Source organism: Dactylosporangium sp. NPDC050588 (assembly GCF_040654975.1).
In the GTDB taxonomy this organism is placed as follows: Bacteria; Actinomycetota; Actinomycetes; order Mycobacteriales; family Micromonosporaceae; genus Dactylosporangium; species Dactylosporangium maewongense.
The window spans coordinates 25,274-45,204 of sequence record NZ_JBFAJA010000104.1 but is presented as its reverse complement, the minus strand read 5'-3'; the positions used below and the strand labels follow the sequence as shown (position 1 = coordinate 45,204).

The 19,931-nt window shown below is 70.2% G+C and carries 16 protein-coding genes and 2 pseudogenes; 10 read left to right on the top strand and 8 right to left on the bottom strand.

Translation table 11 applies throughout. The annotated features are described in order from the left end of the window. Nucleotides 1-121 precede the first annotated feature (121 nt). Nucleotides 122-319, top strand: coding sequence for an IS3 family transposase (locus AB0I21_RS48940; protein WP_360571574.1), 198 nt, complete (start codon nt 122-124; stop codon nt 317-319). 1,040 nt (nt 320-1,359) lie between these two features. Here the strand turns inward: AB0I21_RS48940 and AB0I21_RS48935 are convergent. Further along, on the bottom strand, nt 1,360-1,551 hold the full coding sequence (locus tag AB0I21_RS48935; RefSeq protein ID WP_360571572.1) for a hypothetical protein: 192 nt from the start codon (nt 1,549-1,551) through the stop codon (nt 1,360-1,362). A 172-nt stretch (nt 1,552-1,723) separates the two neighbouring features. Here AB0I21_RS48935 and AB0I21_RS48930 point away from each other — a divergent pair, with 172 nt between their 5' ends. The 3 genes and pseudogenes from AB0I21_RS48930 (at nt 1,724) to AB0I21_RS48920 (ending at nt 5,036) form a co-directional block, all read left to right on the top strand. Next, complete coding sequence (locus AB0I21_RS48930) at nt 1,724-2,140, top strand: hypothetical protein (protein ID WP_360571570.1); 417 nt, start codon at nt 1,724-1,726, stop codon at nt 2,138-2,140. A 282-nt stretch (nt 2,141-2,422) separates the two neighbouring features. After that, nucleotides 2,423-3,363 (top strand): annotated as a pseudogene (locus AB0I21_RS48925) (cation:proton antiporter); the annotation flags it as partial. Between the two features lie 194 nt (nt 3,364-3,557). Continuing rightward, entirely contained in the window at nt 3,558-5,036 is a 1,479-nt protein-coding gene (locus AB0I21_RS48920; RefSeq protein WP_360571568.1) for a GAF domain-containing protein, read from the top strand. 672 nt (nt 5,037-5,708) lie between these two features. Here AB0I21_RS48920 and AB0I21_RS48915 read toward each other — a convergent pair. The 3 genes from AB0I21_RS48915 to AB0I21_RS48905 form a co-directional block, all read right to left on the bottom strand. Then, nucleotides 5,709-7,913 (bottom strand): hypothetical protein, encoded by a 2,205-nt coding sequence (locus tag AB0I21_RS48915; protein WP_360571566.1) that lies wholly within the window; start codon nt 7,911-7,913, stop codon nt 5,709-5,711. A gap of 658 nt (nt 7,914-8,571) precedes the next feature. Then, a complete protein-coding gene (locus tag AB0I21_RS48910) occupies nt 8,572-9,189 on the bottom strand; it encodes a superoxide dismutase (protein ID WP_360571564.1) in 618 nt (205 codons plus the stop codon). Then, nucleotides 9,186-9,647 (bottom strand): hypothetical protein, encoded by a 462-nt coding sequence (locus AB0I21_RS48905; RefSeq protein ID WP_360571562.1) that lies wholly within the window; start codon nt 9,645-9,647, stop codon nt 9,186-9,188. The genes AB0I21_RS48910 and AB0I21_RS48905 overlap by 4 nt, the downstream gene beginning before the upstream one ends. A gap of 294 nt (nt 9,648-9,941) precedes the next feature. On the opposite strand from AB0I21_RS48905, the gene AB0I21_RS48900 reads away from it, so the two are divergent. Continuing rightward, entirely contained in the window at nt 9,942-10,277 is a 336-nt protein-coding gene (locus tag AB0I21_RS48900; protein ID WP_360571561.1) for an STAS domain-containing protein, read from the top strand. Nucleotides 10,278-10,326: 49 nt separating this feature from the next. On the opposite strand, the pseudogene AB0I21_RS48895 reads toward AB0I21_RS48900, so the two are convergent. Next, a pseudogene (locus AB0I21_RS48895) lies at nt 10,327-10,475 on the bottom strand (DUF4235 domain-containing protein); the annotation flags it as partial. Here AB0I21_RS48895 and AB0I21_RS48890 point away from each other — a divergent pair. Continuing rightward, nucleotides 10,476-10,742, top strand: a complete 267-nt coding sequence (locus tag AB0I21_RS48890) for an STAS domain-containing protein (protein ID WP_360571559.1) — start codon at nt 10,476-10,478, stop codon at nt 10,740-10,742. Between the two features lie 96 nt (nt 10,743-10,838). After that, nucleotides 10,839-12,221, top strand: coding sequence for a hypothetical protein (locus AB0I21_RS48885; RefSeq protein WP_360571557.1), 1,383 nt, complete (start codon nt 10,839-10,841; stop codon nt 12,219-12,221). 13 nt (nt 12,222-12,234) lie between these two features. Here AB0I21_RS48885 and AB0I21_RS48880 read toward each other — a convergent pair whose 3' ends face one another. Next, nucleotides 12,235-14,046 carry a prolyl oligopeptidase family serine peptidase gene (locus AB0I21_RS48880; RefSeq protein ID WP_360571555.1) on the bottom strand — a complete coding sequence of 604 codons (1,812 nt, stop codon included), beginning with the start codon at nt 14,044-14,046 and terminating at the stop codon, nt 12,235-12,237. Continuing rightward, nucleotides 14,043-15,401 (bottom strand): M20/M25/M40 family metallo-hydrolase, encoded by a 1,359-nt coding sequence (locus AB0I21_RS48875; RefSeq protein WP_360571553.1) that lies wholly within the window; start codon nt 15,399-15,401, stop codon nt 14,043-14,045. The genes AB0I21_RS48880 and AB0I21_RS48875 overlap by 4 nt, the downstream gene beginning before the upstream one ends. Nucleotides 15,402-15,527: 126 nt before the next feature. Here AB0I21_RS48875 and AB0I21_RS48870 point away from each other — a divergent pair, with 126 nt between their 5' ends. From AB0I21_RS48870 to AB0I21_RS48860, 3 genes are all read left to right on the top strand, one after another. After that, a complete protein-coding gene (locus AB0I21_RS48870; RefSeq protein WP_360571551.1) occupies nt 15,528-16,142 on the top strand; it encodes a TetR/AcrR family transcriptional regulator in 615 nt (204 codons plus the stop codon). Nucleotides 16,143-16,349: 207 nt separating this feature from the next. Beyond that, a complete protein-coding gene (locus AB0I21_RS48865) occupies nt 16,350-18,224 on the top strand; it encodes a DUF4118 domain-containing protein (protein ID WP_360571549.1) in 1,875 nt (624 codons plus the stop codon). 49 nt (nt 18,225-18,273) lie between these two features. Next, on the top strand, nt 18,274-19,086 hold the full coding sequence (locus tag AB0I21_RS48860; protein WP_360571547.1) for a hypothetical protein: 813 nt from the start codon (nt 18,274-18,276) through the stop codon (nt 19,084-19,086). A 425-nt stretch (nt 19,087-19,511) separates the two neighbouring features. On the opposite strand, the gene AB0I21_RS48855 is transcribed toward AB0I21_RS48860, so the two are convergent. Next, complete coding sequence (locus tag AB0I21_RS48855; RefSeq protein ID WP_360571545.1) at nt 19,512-19,883, bottom strand: helix-turn-helix domain-containing protein; 372 nt, start codon at nt 19,881-19,883, stop codon at nt 19,512-19,514. Nucleotides 19,884-19,931 lie beyond the last annotated feature (48 nt).

The following is a 19,931-nucleotide window of genomic DNA, read 5'->3' as shown; positions in this document are numbered from 1 at the left end:
GCAATGACGTACCGGGGCCGCGGCATCAGGTGACGTACCAGCCTCAGGCCGCCGATCGCCCACTCGATCCCCTTGCCCGGGCCGAGCAGCCCCCACGTCAGGATCGTGCGAACCGACCGAGATGATCAAGCGGATCCATCGGGAGAACTACGGCGTCTACGGTGCCCGCAAGATCTGGCACGAGCTGCACCGGCGTGGCGTGCGAGGACGCCCCGACGACCGAGAGTTGGGGGGCAGTCGCTTCCGCCCATCGGTCGTGCTGGGCAAAAATGGTCTCGTCCTTGGTCCTGCCTTCGGCGGTGCGCCGAGGTCCGGGTAGCGACGGGCTGCACTCGAATCGCAGATGCTGCCCATGCTGCTGCAGATTCGTGCTTGCGCTTACCCTTCTTACTTCGTGTCCGAGCCGGGTTTGAGTGTGCGCCCGAGGGTAACTACGTCCGTGCCGGACGACTCCCGCATTCCTGCTCGAGCGTCCGACAGTGTGTTGGTTACGGGGGTTGGTCAGCACACCGCCGGCGGGTGGACTCGACAGGGCACTGCCCGCCGGCACCTCGCGCCGCGAGGACCTGAAAGGTCAACCGATCGGTGGCTGGCGGTTGACGTTCCTGCAGTATCCGGCAATTTGCGCCGATCAACACTCGGCGGCGCCCAGAACACGGTAGACAGTGGTGCAGGTCGACGCGGCAACATGGGTGGCTCCCGCCGGGAGCGCCCGCCTTCCGCAGCACGGCACGTCGCCGCGTCGGCCCGAACCGGACCTACGAAGCCCCGGCCGCTGACGAAGTCGCCCAGTTGTATACCGACCCGTCCCGGCGCTACTACTCGACCATCACAGTCCGCTTCCCCCATCGGCGCCGTGAACGTGATCCGTCCCCGCACGCATCGACCCGCGGGAAGGTCCCGGTCCCCAACCGGGTGAGTCGGCGCTTCGAACTGGTTGTAGGTGGTGTTCGACGGCTCCGCGCTGGTTCCGTCCGCGTAGATCAGCAACCACGAGATGTTGCTCGCGTACGGCGTCTCACCGGTCCCTGTCTTGATGCACACCTGCGCATCGACGGAGGCCCGTTCTGAGTCGGGTGTCGAGCTTCGGCGGGCTCGCGTGTTTGCCGGCGCTGCCGCGGACGCAGCAGGAGTCGGTGATCCACTTGATCCACTGACAGTCGGGCCGGCCGAGGCGGTCGATGAGGTGGCCGGCTGCGCGGTCGACTTGCCCGGAGCGCTACCGCAGCCGGCGAGGACAGGTGCGGCGACGCCAAAGCGGGTGATGGTCATGGCGTTCGGCGGTGTGTGGTGCGACAGGTCCATCACCTCGTCCTTCATCGTTCCCGGCATCGACTGGGTCACGATGGAATCGACAGGTCATGGTGAGTCTGGATCGTCGACGACCGCTGCGACGCGGACAGCACGGCGGCGTGATCGGGTGATCTCCGCTTCGGCCCCGGCGCGGCCGGCCCAGACGCCGTGCTCGGCGTCGATGGCCTTGCCCGGTTCGAGATCCTGGTGAATCTCAAAGGAGCGTGCGGTGATCGTTCCGTGCAGACCCAGTGCCACGGCCGCGGGAACCGCGTCAGGCGTACCGGTCGGTTGGGGTGATGAACCCTGGACGAGGGAATGGTGCATTCATCGTGCGCTCTCGGACCGGCAGTGGCCTACCATTGGCGCGTCATCTCAACCGCTCCGGACCCCGGCGGTGTCCTCACTGCTGGCACCGTTGGGAGCTTCGATGGCAACATCGCCGGTGGACCCGTCAGCCGCTGCAGCGTCATACAACATCCTCGTTCGGCAGATCGCGGACCGGGATCCGGCCGCCCTTGCGCGGCTCCACCGTCTGCTGGCCCACCAGGTCTTCGTCCACGTTCGGGCCGGGCTGGGCGACACTGCCGCCGCTGTGTCGATCGTCCGTGCGGTCTTCGTCGAAGTGTGGCGACTCGCACCCGTGTCGAGGATGCGCCACGACGATGCACACGCGTGGCTGATCGCGATCGCCGATCGGCGGGTCGCCGAGCACCTCTGTTCACGGGAATGGCTGTTCTCGCTGGCGATGGGCTACGACGAGCACATCGGCCTGGAGTTGAACGCCCTGCTCCGGTACGGGCGGCCCGCGCGTCGCGACGGACACCGGCGATCGGGCAGCTGGTGATCCCGGCCCGCGGTCATGTCGCCGGCCTGAACTGCCCGCATTGTCTCGACGCATGGCAGGTAGTAGCGTCAGCGACACGACGTCGGCCCCGGCGCCTGACTGCCTTGGCGCCGGCGGTGCCGGTCTGCGGAAGGGTGCGGCGGCGGATGCGTACGCACTACCGGCACGTTGCCCGACGTTGTAAGCCGTTGCCCTGGGCCGCCGTGATCGGCGCGGTCAATGCTCATACGTCAAGCGCTACGCCTCGTCTGCGACGCCGGGCACCACCGGCCACGGTCGGCCTCAGGCGCGAGCCGGCTGCAGACGAGCGCGGTCTGGCGGCTGGTCGACTTCCTGCTCGAAGGCTTCGTGTTCCTGCTGATAGGGCAGCAGTTGCCCGAGGTTGTACGCGGCCTCGCGCGGTACGACGCGGCCACGATTGTCATCGCGGTGACGATCACCGTCGGTGTGGTGTTGCTGCTACGCCCGGTGTGGCTGGTGTTGACCCAGTCGCTGCCCCGATCGCTGCGCACCCTGGCTGGGTGGCCAGACTGTCGACGACGACCGCGCTGGGGCGGACGAGACACGGGCGGCACCGTCACACGATCGCGAATCCCAGCGGCTCACGTGCCGCGACATCGTGGCCCTCAGCTGGTCCGGCACCCGAGGCGTGATCAGCCTCGCGGCGATTTCCACCCTGCCACTGGTCACCGCCAACGGCACCCCGTTGCCGAATCGCGATCTGCTGCTGTTCTGCACGTTTGTCGTCGTACTGGTCACACTGGTGGGTCAGGGTCTCACCTTCGCACCCCTGGTCCAAGCGCTCGGCCTGCGCGCCGATGAGGTCGACCAGGCGCGGCTACGCAACGAGGCACGCTCGGCCGCTGTCGAGGCTGCTCTGGCCAGGCTCGACGAGTTGGCGGCTCAAGCGCATGACGACGTCGAGACCCACGCGATCAACACGATGCGTGGGAAAATCAACACGATGCGTGGAAAACTCCGCGGCCAGTTGACCCACCACCAGGGTCCGACGAGACCAGCTGAGCAGCACTGACCTGGTCCACGTGCCGTTGTCGCCGCGACACGAAGCCGCGCTGCACGTCCGCCGGGAGGTCATCGATGCCCAGCGGGAGGAACTGCTGCAGTGGCGTGACGCCGGCAGACTGCCGGATGAGGGCCTCCGCGTGCTCGAACGGGAACTCGATCACGAGGAAGGGCTGCTGCCCACGAGGCCGTCGCGCTGAGCCCGGCGCGCAGATCGCGTACACGTGAGACAGCTTCTTGCTCTGCCTCCGTTACGACGAGCGTTTCCCGAAGCGTCGATAGTTCGGGGTCGGGCCGGTCGATCGGTGGTTGGTCACCCGGCGCCTCACCCTGGAATCACCGGTGACCGGCATAGTGTGGGCGCCAATACGTCTGGTCGGCGAAGGGGCCGCGGATGGAGGCATACCAGGAGGCCGACTTCCTGGCCGTGCTGAGCCGTCTCATGCTGTGCGCGGACGATCTGCGGTCGGTGCTGCCGGAGGTCTCGCGCCGCCTGGCGCGGGAGCTGCGTCTGCCCTTCGCTGTGATCAAGTTCGACAGCGTCCCAGGCGACGAGCGCCGGGTTGCTTTGCCGCTGCGGTACCGCTCGCAGCCGGGCACCCTCCTCGTCCCCGCCGACCTGCCCGAGCCGACCCTGCGGCGCCTCCGCGAGCGCGTGGTGCCCCAGCTGGAGACGCTGCTGGCAGTCGCGACCGAGTACAAGGCGATGGCCGAGTCCCTGCGGACGAGCCGCGACGAACTGCACGACCTCGCGACGGAACAGGCGGGTCTGCGGCGGGTGGCGGTGCTCGTCGCGTCCGGTGCGCCGCCGGCGGACGTGCTCGCTGGGATCGTCGCCGAGGCCGCCGCGCTGCTCGACGCGGACGCCACCAGGCTGATGCGCTACAAGTCCGCTGGCACCGTCACCGTCCTCGCCGGGTACGGCAAGCCCGGCACCGAGACCTGGCTGGGTCGGCGATTCCACGTCGAAGGCGACGTCACGGAGCCGGTGCTGCGAGCCTTCCACCCGGCCAGGGTAGACAGCTACGACGATCGTCCCGGCGCCTTCGCCGACCTGGCCCGCCGCGAAGGCTTCAACTCGTCGGTCGCCGCACCGATCACGGTGGGTGGCCGCCTGTGGGGCTGCCTGGTGGTGATGTGGTCCCGCCGAGAATCACCGCTACCCGGCACCGAGGAGCGACTGGCGCAGTTCGCCGAGGGCGTCGCCACCGCGGTGGCGACCATCGAGAGCGGCGCGTCACGTGCACGGATCGTCCATGGCGTCGAGGAGGGGCGCCGCCGCTTCGAACACGACGTGCACGATGTCGTCCAGCAGCGTCTGGTGTCGCTCGGCCTGGAGCTTCGTGCGGCGGAGGCGTTGGTGCCTGACGAACTCGACGAGCTCAAGGCGCGGCTCTGCCGCACGATCAAAGGTCTGATAGACGTCTTCACGGTTCTGCAAGAGATCACACGCGGCATCCACCCGGCCATCCTCACGCAGGCCGGGCTCATGCCTGCACTCAAGGCACTCGCGCGGCGCTCGGCCGTTCCGGTCACGATCAGCCAGGGTCCCGAGCGCCGGCTGCCCCACAGCGTCGAGGTGGCCGCGTACGACGTCGTATGCGAAGTGCTCGCGAACGCGACCGAGGACGCACACGCCGCCCCGATCAACGTCGACATCACCGTCGACCGCGCGGCCGCGCGCGAGTTCCTCGTGGTCTCGGTCAGCGACGATGGTGTCGGAAGAGCAGAGCCAGCCTTCGAAACGGCGCTCGTAGGCCTCACCGACTGGGTGGAGGCACACGGCGGACGCCTGCAGATCTCACGTCCGGCAGGTCAGGCGACGTCACTATGCATCACCTTCCCGATCGATATCGACTCCGGACGGTTTTGACGCTGCACGGTCGCCGACCTGTTCGCCAAGTCCGGCCGCACCGGCTCCGCACTCGGGGTGGTGCTGGCCTTCGTCCACACCGGCCGGTTGTTCCCGCAGCGCGGCTGGGGCGGCGTGTGGGTCGGGAACCTTCAAGTGGGGCGAGCTGACCCACGCCCGGGTGCTGCGTCGGTTGCTGAAGAACCCCACCTACGCCGGGGTCTACACCTTCGGCAAGACACCTGGCGCACAAGTCTCCATCAGCTTCCGAGGTGCCTGACGGCGCACCGCAGCCTGGACCACGACCACACAATGAGCAACCGTCCACACGCTTGAGGGAACGACTCTTCGTCGATATGGTCGGACGCATGCATCCCAGTTTCTTTCAGGGGTGCTATGGGTGGGGGTTCACATCCCCCCCTTTGACACGTAGGAGTCCCGCACGGATCATGGCTCCAGAGCGGTCGCATCCGAACCGCACTCGACGGTCTCAGGCAACCGTTGATCATTGTTGAAGTCATTCCAGTTGTTCACGGACTGCAGACAGTAGTGATGTGACCTTGCTGGTCCGGAGCGGTTGGCCACTGTCGCCCGCGGGCCGCGGCACGCGAGGAACGGGCGGTGTGGCCGGCAGCATCGGGTAGCCGGTCGGGTCATAGCTGACGAGCACCGGCGGCGCGGTCGGTGTACCGGTCATCGTGACGTCCGTTCTGGCGCACCGCTGGTTGCCGGCACGCCGGGGTCCGTGGTGGTGAGCTCCTCGTACAGCTGCTGCGTGGCCGTCTCGGGCGTGGCCTCGTCCGCCGACCGCCGGTCAAGCAGGGCGGTGTACGCGCGGTGCACGCCCTCGAGGTCGCCGGCAGCGGCGTGGCGGCGCAGCACTGCGCGCAGGATCGCCTCGTTGTCGGGTGCGACGCGCAGCGCCTGATGCAGCAGCGGGAGGGCGGTGCCGTGGTCCGGTTCGGTGCCGGCCAGGTAGGTGAGGATGTCGATGCGGTGCCGGGCGGTGGCTTCGCGTGCCGGCGCCAGCCAGGCCGCGGTCCATCCTTCTGCGAGCTCGCCGCGGTCGAGGTCCGCGGCCTGTTGCAGCAGTGCCCGGCGTTCGGCCGGCGAAGCGGCGCTCGTGGCGTTGTCGAGCAGGTCGTGGAACCGCCACAGGTCGATGTCCACTGCCGAGGGTTCCAGCCGGTACCGGCTGCCGCCGGTGAGCACGTTGGACCGTTCGACGACATCGACGCCGGTTGCCTGCTGCAGCTCCTGCCGAAGCTCCGACAGGGTGGTCGCGAACCGCCGGGTGGGACGGGTGGGCAGGTCGGACCAGAGCGCGGCGGCGAGGTCATCGCCGGTGGCGCCGTCCCGGTGCACGGCGAGCAGCACCAGCAGGTGCATGCCGGCGGTACGCCGCACGTGGACCGGTGATACCGCGTCACCGTCGGCGCACTCCACGCGGACCGGCCCGAGCACACCGACGGACAGCAGCCGCGGCGCGGCGGGCGGTGCGGCGGGCTCCTGCGCAGGCACCGCGGCCGCCTTCGGCGTCACCTGCCGCAGTCCGGTGAGGACGACGGCTGCTGCGGCGGCGTTGAGCACCGCGAGCCGCACGTCCGCTGCTGCGACGGTACCGTCGGCGCGCACCTGCCATGAGGGCAGCGACGCTGCGGCGGCGAGTGACACGACGGTCATCCCGGCTCGGGTCGGCCCGTCGAATCGCCCGTTCCCGCCTCGCACGAGCAGGACCGGCTGCCCGGCCGCGGCGAGGACGGCCCCGACCGTTGCGGCAGAGCTTTGGTTGTCGACGACGTGCAGGCCGGGCACTGCGGTGACTGCCCCACCGACCAGCGTACGCAGATCGCTGGACGAGATCACCACGGCTGGGCCGCGAGCGGACGCGGTCGCTGCGGCGGCCAGCACGGAGACCACCAGCCCGCGCAGCGCGCGCACCGCTCCGGCACCGGTGAGGTGCACTCCCCCACCGGGAAGGTCCGCCAGATCCAGCCACCCGGCCGCCGTGACGCCGACGACGACCCGTCCGTCCACATCGGACGGTACCGGCAGCGGCGTCAGATCGGGATCGTCACGGTGCGCACCGCACGGTGTTCGCGGCAGGTACTGGCGGCGGCGCTGCACCCAGATCAGGGCCACGGTGGTGTCCGCTGCCGGTACCGGCAGCTGGACCGCGCCGAGCACCGCCGCCACCTCCGGCTGCGGGACCGTCACCGGACGGACGCCGACCGCGTCGCCGAACGCGTCCGCGACGACCGGCAGCCGCGCTCCCCCGCCGACACACACCAGCGGCCCCAGGTGCTCACGGCCGACATCAGCGGCCTCGACCGCCTGCACCGCCGCGGCGACGGCCGCATCCACGACCCCGGCGGCCGCCTGCCGCAGCTGCGGCAACCCGAACACGATCTGCTCGCCCGACGGGCCCGGCACCAGCACCGTCTGGGTCACCGACAGCGCCTCCTTCGCCAACCTGGCCGGCAGCAGCAGCTCCGCCGCCCCACCGGACGGGGCCAGGAACTCCGTGACCGCCGCATCCAGCGCGTCACCGCCGCCGTCCACGGCCTCGACACTGGCGAGAACGTCGAACCCGTCACCCGTCCTCGACAACACCGTGGCAGTGAACCCGGCGCCCAGGTCGCAGACGACGAAGGCCTCTTCGGACAGCTCGGCACCACCCGCGAGCAGGTGCCAGCCCACCGCGACCGGCGCAGCGACCAGCTCCGCGTCACCCGCACCGACCCGCTGCAGCCCACTGCGCAGCGCGGCCCGCCGGCGCGGACCCCACGAACCGGCGGTCACGACCCGCACCACGACGGCCGGCGAACCGGCAGCCTGTGCCGCAGTCGCCAGCGCCACCCGCAGCAGCGCCGCGACCAGCTCCGCGGTCTCGACCACGACTCCGCCGGCACGGTGTCCGCAGTCAGCCGGCCCATCGGATGCGTCACGAGGCCTTCCGGGCGGTGCACCGCTCGACGGACTGCGGCCGGACCGGTGATCAGGCTGCAGTCCTGCTCGACCAGGACTGCGGAGGGCGTCCAGCCGTCCCCGTCGAAGCGGACGACGTGCACGACACCGTCCGGTCCCGCGTACGCGACCTTCATCCGAGCCGCACCGATGTCCACGGCCACGACGACCCCAGAACGCGAAGACATAGACACATCCTTACGCATCGAATCTTGACCGTGTGACCCGGTAGTCACACCCAGCAACAGCGCCTATGTTCGATGCAATCAGCACAGTCGCCAGGGCGGCCGCAGCGAACGCGGATCGTCGCGTGCTGTCTCGGCTACCATTCGACCGCGTCCTCAGGACTGGTGAAGTCAGATGCGTCAGGATCCTGCTTCTTCACACACCCTCGTTGACCCTGCCCGCACGAGACGATGATCAGGTCAGGCACCTGTTCGGGCGACCCAGCTTCGGGGGTAGCCGGTCGACGTACGCCTGCTCCGTTCCGGGGGTTCGTTCCATGGCGGTCGACTGAATGCGGCCTGATAGACGCCGGCCAGTTCGTTGCGCAGGGCGACGAACTGGCCGGCGGTCACGGTCTGGATGCTCATGCGAGGGGGTTGGGCACCTGGCGGGCGGTGTCGAAGCGGCGGGTGACGTCGGTCCAGTTGACGAGGTTCCACAGGCGCTGGACGTAGTCGGGGCGCACGTTGCGGTACTGCAGGTAGTAGGCGTGTTCCCAGGCGTCGAAGACGAGCAGCGGGACGGACCCGTGTCCGACGTTGCCGTGGTGGTCGTAGACCTGCTCGATGATGAGCCGCTGTCCGAGGGGTTCCCACGCCAGGACGCCCCAGCCGGAGCCCTGCACGCCGGTGGTCGCGGTGGACAGCTGCGTGGAGAACGCGTCGAAGGAGCCGAAGTGTTCGTCGATCGCGGCGGCGAGGTCGCCGTCGGGGCGGTCGCCGCCGTCCGGGGAGAGGTTGCTCCAGAAGATCGAGTGCAGGACGTGCCCGGACAGGTTGAACGCGAGGGTCTTCTCCAGCCCGACGAGGCCGCCGAGGGCGCCCTTGTCGCGGGCCTCGGCGAGCTGGTCGAGGGTGTCGTTGGCGCCTTTGACGTAGGCGGCGTGGTGCTTGCCGTGATGCAGCTCGAGGATGTCGCCGGACATCGCCGGCTCGAGGGCAGCGTAGTCGTAGGGCAGGTCGGGCAGCGTGTAGACGCTCATCCGGATGCGGTCCTTTCCACAGTTCTCAGGTTGGGTGTCAGGTCAAGCAGCCCGGCTGGGCTGATGCCGCCGGGCAGGTGCTCGTCGAAGCAGCGCCACAGGGGTGGTGCGGGCCGCTGGGAGTGGACTGGCCGGGCGGCCGGGTCGGGGTTGCCGTCGAGGATCGCGGCGTAGGTGAGCACGACACCGCCGTCGGCGTAGCGCCGTGACGTGGAGTGCAAGATGGTCAGTGGCGGCGCCCAGTCTGGCTGAGGACCATCGCGCTGGGCGCCGCCGTGCCCTGCCGGGCCCTGACCCGACGGGACGTCTCCGCAGACCTGACCGGCCACCACACCGCCGCGCCGCCGACGGGTCGCCAGTGCCGCCGCGACCTCGGCTGGATGCCCGCCGCTGCACAGGTCACCGGCATGGTCCCGGTGGTGCAGCTGCCCGTCCGCGCCGAGCACGAGGACTTCCACCCGGACCGACGGTCGGCCGTCATCGCCCACAAGATGCAAGTCTTCCGCAATTGCCAGTAACTTGCAACAAGGCGCCCATCGGCCGGCTGCAGGACACCGCCACCGACCCCACGCACACCGACGGTTTGCGGCCCCTCGCCGATCGACTCTCCGCGTTCACCGACGAAACGGGTGATGGCGACCTGAGATTCGATGTCGTCACCTCGCGACGCGCCCGAACCCCAGCGGCAGCCCCGCCGGGCCCGGTGCGAGAGCTAAGATTTGCCATCCGCCGGTGCCCGTTGGGAGCCCGTCATGCAGTTGTCCGTGACCTTCACGCCGGGCTCCCCGACCGTGGTCGCTGCCACCGGGGAACTCGACGTCGCCACCAGCACCGAGCTGCGGCAGTACCTGCACGCCTACCTCGACGACGGCGTGACGGCGCTGACCGTCGATCTGACCGAGGTGGCGTTCCTGGACTCCACCGCCCTCAGCGTCTTCGTCGGCGTCCACAAGCGCCTGCACCAGGAGGCTGGCAGCGGGTTGACGCTGGTCGCCCCGCACGAGCGGCTGCTGCGGATCTTCCGGCTGACCGCCCTGGACCGCGTCTTCACCATCGTCGACGTACTGCCCGGCACCACCCAGATGTGAGCTGCCTCCGCGCCGTTCGGGACGACGGAGGCGCTAGAGCCGCGCAGGCTCAGGTCGGCCAGTGGGTGGTGCGCCGCACCGCGACCGCGCCGCCCGGTCGACCGCCGCTTTGACGACGGCGAAGATGGCGCCCTGTAGCGCTGCTGCGGCGAGGATCTCGCCCCAGCCCCGGTCCTCGTCGGTGGCGTTCGGTGCGTCGTGCGGCTGGTTGCCGTCGGGCACCTCGACTACGCCGCAGCCGACGGCTTCCACGCTGCGGTGCTGGAGGCGTTCGACGCCGGCGCCCGCGCGGTCACTGTGGATGTGGCCGGGATCGAGTTCAGCGACTCGTCCGGGGCTGGGCTGCCGTCATTCGCGCGCACAAGACCGCCACGCGGCTCGGGTGCGGGTTCAGCATCGCCGACCCAGACGACCGGCTGTCCCACATCTTCGCGATCACGGCACTGGACCAGGTCCTGCACGTGATCAGGACCCCAGCGCCGGGCAACCCAGGGGGCAGCCCCCTAAATTCTGGCCAGCTTTGAAGTCGACTCTAAAATTCTAGTTGACTATCATCGTGGAATGCCGCTGCATGAGCACCTTTCGTTCCGCGATGGTGAGCTGTTCCTCGACGAGGTGAGCGCCGGACAGATCGCACGGGAGTTCGGCACCCCGGTCTTCGTGGTGTCCGAGACGCAGCTGCGCCGTGAGACCCGGCGGTGGAGGCAGGCGCTGGAGGACGCGTGGCCCGACGGTCCGGCCGCGCTGCTGCCGGCCTTCAAGGCCAACACCTGTCTGGCGCTGCGCCATGTGCTCAACGGGGAGGGCGTCGGGTGTGACACCTTCGGCGAGCATGAGCTGCGGGCGGCGCTCTCGACCGGCGTCGATCCCGCCCGCGTGTCGCTCAACGGCACCAACAAGTCCGAGGCGGCGATCCGCCTGGCGATCGAGCATGGTGTGCGGATCACGCTCGACAGTCCCCGCGAGGTCGAAACGGTCCTGGCACTGACCAGCAGCGGGAGCCGGCCGGCCCTCGTGCGGTTGCGGCTTCGTCCGGGCGGCGAAACGCTCGAGGCGCCGAGCGACTTCTCCGACCGTGGTGAGTCCATCGCCGGGCTCGCCGCGGCGTACCGCCCAGGTTTCGCCCTGTCGGACGCCGAACGGGCGGCGCGTTCGATCGTGGACTCTGGCAGCGCGCGTCTTGTCGGGACCCATGTGCACCTCGGCCGGCACACCACGAGCCTGTCGACCTGGTCCGGCGTGGTCAGCGATCATGTTCGCCAGATCGCGCGGATCTCAGCCGTCTGCGGCGGTTGGCGGCCGGAGGAGATCGACCTCGGCGGTGGATACGCGGAGCGCGGCAGTCCCGTCGGGCAAGCGATCGCGGGTCGCGGAGCCGCGCCGGAGCCGCCGTCGCCGGAGCGGTACACACAGGTCATCGCGCAGGCCCTGCGTGCCGGCATGCGGCATCACGGCTTCGACAGCAAGGGCGTTGCGCTCCAGCTGGAGCCCGGACGGGCCGTCTACGGGCCGGCCGGCGTCCACCTGACGCGGGTGGTCAGCGTCCGGCGTTCACCCGAGCGTCCCGATCGGCGGTGGGTGGAGCTGGACACGACGGAACAGTTCCTCGCCGATGTGGTGCTGGAGCACGCCCGCTATCCCTTCGTCCTCGCCGGTCGCGGGTCGGCGGCCCCGGGCGTGCCGGCCGACCTGACCGGATCCAGCTGCGGGTTCGACATCATCGCCGCCGGCGTCACCGTGCCGGAGGACGTCGCGCCCGGCGATCTCGTCGCGCTGCTCAACACCGGCGCCTACGTCGAGACGCAGACGACGAACTTCAACGCGTTTCCCCGGCCCGCGACGGTGCTGGTCAGCGGTGATCTCGTCGAGGTGATCCGCCGTGCCGAGACCCCGGCGGAGGTGTTCGCCCGTGACCGGATCCCCGCCCGGCTGATGGGCCGCTGACCCGGCGTGTCGCTCAGCCGCCGACGGCGGTCCGGGCGAAGGCGATCGCTCGTTCGAGGTGCGCGAGGTGCCCGCCCTCGTCGCCGAACCCGTGGCCGCCTTCGAACCAGTGCAGCTCGCACGGGTGGTCGCGAGCGGCGAGCCGTTCGGCGTACGCGACGACCTGTCCCGGAGGGGTGCGGGTGTCGTTGCTGCCCTGCCACAACAGGATCGGTGCGCGGACCTCGTCGACGTACGTGAGCGGGGAACGCTCACGGTAGAGGTCGCCGTGGGTCTCGGGCGGCCCGCCGAAGAGCATCTCGTCCAAACGCCGCATCGCCAGCGGGCTGTCGTGGTGGGTCAGCTCCCAGTCGGCGAGGACGACCTCCCCGATACCCGCGGCCCACAGCTCCGGTTGCCGTCCGAGCGCATAGAGCACGAGGAACCCGCCGTAGGACTCGCCGTTGATGAGGATCTGACCGGCGGCCGAGATTCCCCCGTCGACGAGCCACCTGTGCGCGGCGGCGAGGTCTTCGAGCTCCCAGCGGCCGACATCGCCGTGGATCTGCTCCTCGAACGCGCGGCCCCGCCCTGACGAGCCGCGATAGTTCACCGTGAGGAAGGCGAAGCCGTGCTCGACCCAGGCCCGGGCGGCGGGTGTGAACTCGTCGGCGACGCAGACGTGCGGGCCACCGTGGCAGTGCACGACCGCCGGGAACGGGCCGGTGCCGGTCGGGCGCGCGAGCCATCCCTGGATCTGCGTACCGTCGCTCGACGGGAACACGACGTGCTCGAAACCGGCGCGGTCCGCCGAACCGTCTCCACCGAGCACCACCCGGTGCCGGGACGGGGCCTGCCAGGCGATCAGCGTGAGCGGGGACATTCCGTGCTCGTGCGACGCGAGCACCGTGCCGCCCGGGCCGAACTGCGACGTGCGCAGGTAGGGCGAGCGGAAGCTGCCGGCCGGGAGGTCGAGTCGCTCCCGTTCGCCGGTCAGGACGTCGACGCGCTCGAGCCACTGGGCCGCGAGCAGCTCGAGGCAGAGCAGTACGTGGCGCCCGTCCGGTGACCAGTCGAGCGGGACCACCGTCGCCGTGGTCTCTTCAAGGAGCTCGACGGTGGTGTCGCCGACGGGGTCCCAGACGAGGACGCCCGACCGGTCGCCGGCTCGCTGCGTCGCGACAAGCACCCGCTGATCGCCCCGGTGCGGCGAGCAGCAGACGGCGGTGGCCGCGCCGGACGACGGCAGCATGAGGCGTCCGACGACCGCGCCGGTCACGGTGTCGTACGCGGTGACGGCGAAACGCCGCGTGCCGGGCGCGTGGTCGGTGGTGTCGAGCGTGGCGACCGTGCCGTCGGCCGAGATCCGGCAGTTCCACGCCTCGTGCACCGTGCGGACGAGGCGCCGGGGCGAGGTCGCGGGTGCGCCACGGACGGGGAGACAGACCAGGTCGTAGCCCTCGTCGGTGACGAGGTCGAGCACGAGCGTCTCGCCGTCCGCGCTCACGTCCGCACCGCGCAGCGTGTAGTCGGGCAGGCCCGGCGTCATGTCCTCGATCACGCTCGGATCGTCGAGCAGCACGCGATGGACGTGCCCGAGCTCGTTGCCTCCGTCGTCGGCGAGGAAGAACGCGGAGGTCGCGTCGGCGGCGACCCACGCCGAGTCGATGAACCCGTCGGTGGGCACGCCGATTCGGCGGACCTCCCCGGTGGTGAAGTCGCACGCCGCGAGCTCGAGCCCGTGCTCGTCCTGCAGCGCCGCAAGCCCCCGCGACCGCTCGGCCTTCGCCACCTGTACCCACCTGAGGCGGGGCGCGAGGAAGCCCTGCCGCCAGTCGCCGGTCATCGGACCCTCACCCTCGACAGCTCGGACAGCAGCGCCGCGGCGATCTTCGGCGCCGACAGGTACCGATGCAGCTCGATGTTCTCGTTGGGAGCGTGGTTGGCCTCGTCGGCGTTGGCGAACGGCACACCGATCGACGGCACGCCGAGGATCTTCGTGAACACGTAGTCCGGAAGGCTGCCGCCCATGGCCGGCACGAGGTACGGATCCTCGCCGTGCACGAGTCGCAATGCCCGTCGGATCGGTTCGACGAACGCCGAGTCGAGGTCCGTGCGGGACGGCTCCATCGCCGCGCGCAGCGTGCAGCGCACATCGGGGGCGTGGCGCCGCACGTGGTCGGCGATGCGCTCGTACGTGGTGTCGACCGTCATCGCATCGACCAGCCGGACGTCGCAGACGGCTCGCGCCATGGCCGGGATCACCGCGCGGTCCCCGCCCGAGGCACCGGTCTCGAACCGGCTGATCGTGAGGGTCGGATGTGCCGCGAGACGGTCGTAGAACGGCCGCTCGGCGGGTTCGTCCCAGCGACCGATGCCGAGGGCGGCAAGCTGTTCGTCGTCGACGGGCAGGGCTTCGAGCGCGCGTGCCTCGGCAGCGCTGAGCGGTGTCACGTCGTCGGTGAAGCCGTCGATCGTGACCAGCCCACGGTCGTTCTTCATCGACGCGAGCAGGTGCACCAGCTCCCAGGCGGGATTCCGTCCGACCCCGCCCCAGTTGCCCGAGTGCAGATCGATGGCCGCGCCCTGTGCGATCAGCTCGAACTGGACGATTCCCCGCACCCCGAAGTTCATCGTCGCGCGTCCGCTCTCGTGCACCGGGCCGTCGCTCCAGACGACGAGATCGCAGGCAAGGAGATCCGCGTTGCGGCGGACCAGATCGGCGAGGTTCGGGCTGCCGACCTCCTCCTCACCGTCCAGCAGCAGGGTGACGTTGCAGGGCGGCGCGCCATGAAGACGGATCCATGACTCGATGGCCAGGAGGTGGGCGAGATGCTGGCCCTTGTTGTCGGCGGTGCCGCGGCCGTAGACGCGACCGCCGTGCACCGTCGTGCTGAACGGTTCGAACAGCCAGTCGTCGGCGCTGCCCGCGGGCTGCACGTCGTAGTGACCGTAGATCAGCACGCGGGGCGCGTCGTCGACCTGCGGCCCGTGCAGCAGCACGGCGGGCTGGCCGCCGGTCTCCAGCAGCATCGTCTCCAGACCCCAGGCGGCCGCGCGACCGCGGATGTGATCGGCCGCTTCACGCACGCCCCGGTCCTCGGAGCTGACCGAGGGAATCGAGACGTACCGGTCGAGCTCGTCGAGGTGGGCGTCACGCCGTTGGTCGAGGTCGTGCAGCACGCTCTGGAGATCAGTCACCGCCGGTACACCTCCACGGTTGCGTCGTGGAGTGGACTCTAAATATCTCCTGCACTACAGTCAAGGTTCCGCTCCGGCCGAACGATTCGCTCGGCCGCGAGCTCGTTTCGATTCGACAGGATGGGCATGGAAGAAGCTGGCCTGCGCGAGAGGCAGAAGCAGCTGCGCCGGCTCGCCGTGCTGGATGCGGCGCGTCAGCTGTTCGCGGAGCGCGGGGTCGACATGACGACGATCGAGGAGATCGCCGGGCGCGCCGTGGTCTCCCCCGCCACGATCTACAACTACTTCGTCTCCAAGAACGACCTTCTCGTCGCGCTGTTCGAGCATGAGTGGTCCGACGTCGAGGTCCGGCTTGCGAAGATCACGGTGCGGGCGGGTGACGACGCGGCAACCGCGATGACCCGGTTCGTCGAGGGGTACAACCGCATCGACGAGTCGTTCGGACCCCCTCAGCTGTGGCGGCAGCTGATCGCGGCGTCGTTCACCGCGTCGGCCGAGGTGCGCACGTCCTACCAGCAGATCAGCGACCGCTTCGAAACCATCCTGGCCGAACGCCTGCGGCGCCTCGTCACAGCCGGCCTGCTGCGCCCCGACACCGACATCGAGGCGCTCGCCCGGTCGCTCAGCGCCATCGCCGACGCCGACTTCCACCACCGGGTGCGCGTCCGCGAACGCTGGACGCGAACGCCCCCGGACCTTCTCCGGCGACAGATCCGCCAGATCCTGCACGCCTCGACCTGAGGCACGAGACCAGCGCCGTGTATCGGGGCTCCACACGGCCGGTCGCGCGTCGGCCCGATCGGGGCGGTCGTCGCGACAGCGTCGTTCCGGCTCAACCAGTACATCCGCGGCGCCACGGTGGTGCCGGTTGGCCCGGCGCACACGGATAGATCGGCCACCCGGCACCGGCGGTGAGCTGGAGCGAGTGAGTCGAGCTAGGTTTGGAGGGTGCGCGTCGGTTCGCGGTCACGGCTGGTGCGGCTGACACCCCCGTCCCGCGCGGTCGGGATCACCGTCGCCGCTCTGATGATCGCGGTGGAGACGGTTCTGCTCTACCCGCTGCGATCGATCGTGACACCGCTGTCCCCGGGCATCATCTACATCATCGGCGTGCTGGTGGCCGCGATGGTGTGGGGGATGTGGCTGGGCATCGTCACAGCGGTGGCGAGTTCGCTCGCCTTCGTGGTCTTCCACGTCCCGCCCTTCGGCAGGGTCGCCGTCTCGAATGCGCAGCAGCTGGCCGAGGTGGTGGCCTTCTTCGTCGTCGCGATGGCCACGAGCGTCATCGCGAACGTGTTCCGGCTGCGGATCGTGCAGGCGGAGGAGTCCGACCTCACCGCCGACATGGCCCGACTGCTGCTGCACGCGAACGATCTTCCCGGCGTCCTGCCCAAGGTCGCGCAACGCATCGCGGAGACGCTCGAGCTGCCGGATGCCGTCATCGATCGGGGCGCCGTCGCCGGCGACGACCGGTACTGGGCGTTTCCGCTCCGTGTCGGCGCCACCTCGCTGGGCACCCTACGCGTGCCGCGCGGGGTGCCTGAGCCGACCGTGCAGCGCCTGCGGGAGCGAGTCGCGCCGTCGCTCGCGTCGCTGCTGCAGGCCGGGCACGAACGCGTGGCCATGGTGGACTCGCTGAAAGCGAGCCGGAAACAACTGCGCCGGCTGGCCACCGAGCAGGCCGCGTTGCGGCGGGTGGCGACGCTCGTGGCGCGAGGCGGCCGGCCACCCGAGGTCTTCGAGGCGATCACCACGGAGCTGCACCGGCTCCTGGCCAAGGACACCCTGCAGCATCAGTACACGACGTGGCTGCTTCGCTACGAGGCCGAGGGCATGGTCACCGTCGTGTCGGCCAGCCTCGCCGATCTGCAGCCCGAGCAGATGCACTGGTCGTCCGAGGGCCAGAACGTCCTGGCACTGGTATGGGACACGGGCCGGGCCGCCCGGATGGACAGCTTCGAGGGTGCCATCGGCCCAGCCGCCGCGCTGGCACGGGAGCTGGGCATCCGCTCCGCGGTCGGGGTCCCGATCATCGTCCAAGGGCAGCTGTGGGGCGTGGCCGCCGTCGCGTCGAACCGGCCCAGTCCGCTGCCACCCGGCACGGAGCAGCGCGTCGCGAACTTCGTGGACCTCGCCGCCACCGCGATCGCCAACGCCGACAGCCGGGCCGAACTCGTCGCATCGCGCGCCCGGCTGGTCGCCGCTGCGGACCAGGCGCGCCAACGGATCGAGCGCGACCTGCACGACAGCGCACTGCAGCAGGCCATCGGCATCGGGCTACGGCTGGGCCTGGTGCAGGCCGGCCTGCCGCCCGAGCTGGAGCAGACCAGAGCGGAGCTTTCCAGCGCCGTACACGGCCTGAACAACGTCGTGGACAACATGCGAGAGATCTCGCGGGGCATCCATCCGACGCTGCTCGCCGCGGGCGGGCTGCAGCCCGCGATCAGGTCGCTCGCCCGCAAGTCACCGGTACCGGTCGAACTGGACACCCACGCCGACGGGCGCCTGCCGCCAGTCGTCGAGATCGCCGCCTACCACGTCGTCTCCGAGGCGCTGACGAACTCGGCCAAACACGCCCACGCCACCGTCGTGCACCTGCGGGCGGCCACCCAGGACGGCACCCTGCGCGTATCCATCCGCGACGACGGTGTCGGCGGCGCCGACCCCGCTCGCGGATCCGGCCTCACCGCACTGCGGGACCGAGTCGAAGCGCTGGGCGGACAACTGACCATCACCAGCCCCGCCAACGGCGGCACCACCCTTCAGGCCACCATCCCGGTCGCGCCCCCGGAGTTCAGCCCGCTTGGCGTTCGGCCCTCCTGAGAAGAACACCGCCATCCTCGCGGGCGCGGCACGCATGGATAATGCCCGTGTGTCGCATGCTGACCTGACCGTGGACGCGTGGCTGGCCCTGTCAGCCGACGCGGCCGAGCGGACCGCGGCCGCCATCGCCCGCGACGTCGACGCCGAGTTGCTCGGTGTCGCGGCATGCGGCTATGCCGGGCGGGCCGGTCGGGTGGCGCTGTTCGAGCGCGACGGCTTCCGGTTCGCCCTGGTGCCGGGCGGAACGGTGCACGTCGGCCACGACCCCGACCGTTTCGTGCCCACCCGCCGCCAGTTGGACGACTTCGCCGAGGCCGTCGACCTGTACTCGGTGCCCGGGCCGATCCACCGGTTCCTGGCCGAGGCGTTGTCGCCGCCGCGCCGGGCGGAACTGCCGGCGCGGCTGGTCGCCGTCCGGTCGGTCGACGCCGACACGCTGCTGACCGCCGAACACGACGGCACCGACGACCACGACTCGGTCATGGCGCGGCTGGCCTGGCGAGGTCTGCGGCCGCCCACGCCGGACGAGTGGGAGCACGACTGCGGTGCGGGAGCGACCACGCTGTTCCGATGGGGTGACGAGTATCCCGACGGCGAACCGTACGGCGACGTGCCGCTGATCCAGCAGCCGAACTTCTTCGGACTCGTCATCGGCGACGACCCGTACCGGACGGAGTTCACGACCGACCCGTCCGTGCTCTGCGGCGGCGACGGTGGCAGCGCGCTCTGCGGCGGGTCCGGAGCGTTCCTGTCCTGGATAACGCTGGCCACCGCCTACCGCGACCCGACGCAGGCCGAAGTCGTCTACGACGGCTCCCTCGTCGGCGAGACACCGCTGCGTCCGGTCCTGCCACTGCCCTGACCAGCGTTCGGGGGGCATGCGGCACATGGCGATCGGGGACAGCTGAGCGAAGGTACGGGCGACGAGCGGGCCGACGGGACGCCGCGCGGGTGGGCGGACCTCGTCGTGGCGAGGCCGACCGCCGCAGGTTTTGTAAATGTTCCTTGCCGATATCGACCCGGGTCTGTGGCATCGTCAACCACAGCTGCCACGGTCGGCTGCGGGTTTGTCGCCGGGGCGCCGGTGCGGACGCATGCGGGGCAGTACGTGGGTTGTTCGGGCCGTGCTGCGGCGTCCCAGCCGGCGTAGACGGCTTCGTCCCGCAGCGAGGTGAACTCGTAGCAGGCGTCGTCGTAGCAGACGAACGGCAGGCCGCAGCCGTCGCACGTGAGGGCGAAGTAGACGTGGCTGTCGTGGTCGAGGTTGAGATGCAGCGTCATGGCCGTTCACTCCTGGCGGCTGCCGCCTCGCTTGGACGGTCCGGCCTTGCGGCGCAGCACGTCGATCATGGCGTGGGCGGCGGCGAGCTGGTGTTCGAGGGTGACGATGCGGACGGCGGCGTCCATACGGATGCCGTCGTCCACGAGCCGGCGGGCGCGGTCGGCGCGGTGCAGGTCGTCGCGGCTGTAGCGGCGGTGTCCGCCGCTGGAGCGGGCGATGTCGAACAGGCCGGCGGCCTCGGCCGCTCGCAGAAAGGCGGGGGTGACCCCGATGGCGTCGGCTGCCGCACCCATCGCGTAGCCGGGGAAGCCGGCGTCGTCCAGCGCCGCGGCCCGCTCGGCCGGGCGGGGCGATTCCGCCACCGAGGTCATCTCCATCGCAGAAGTTTGTTCGCAGGTACCGTTGGTGTCGACCACCTCCCTCAC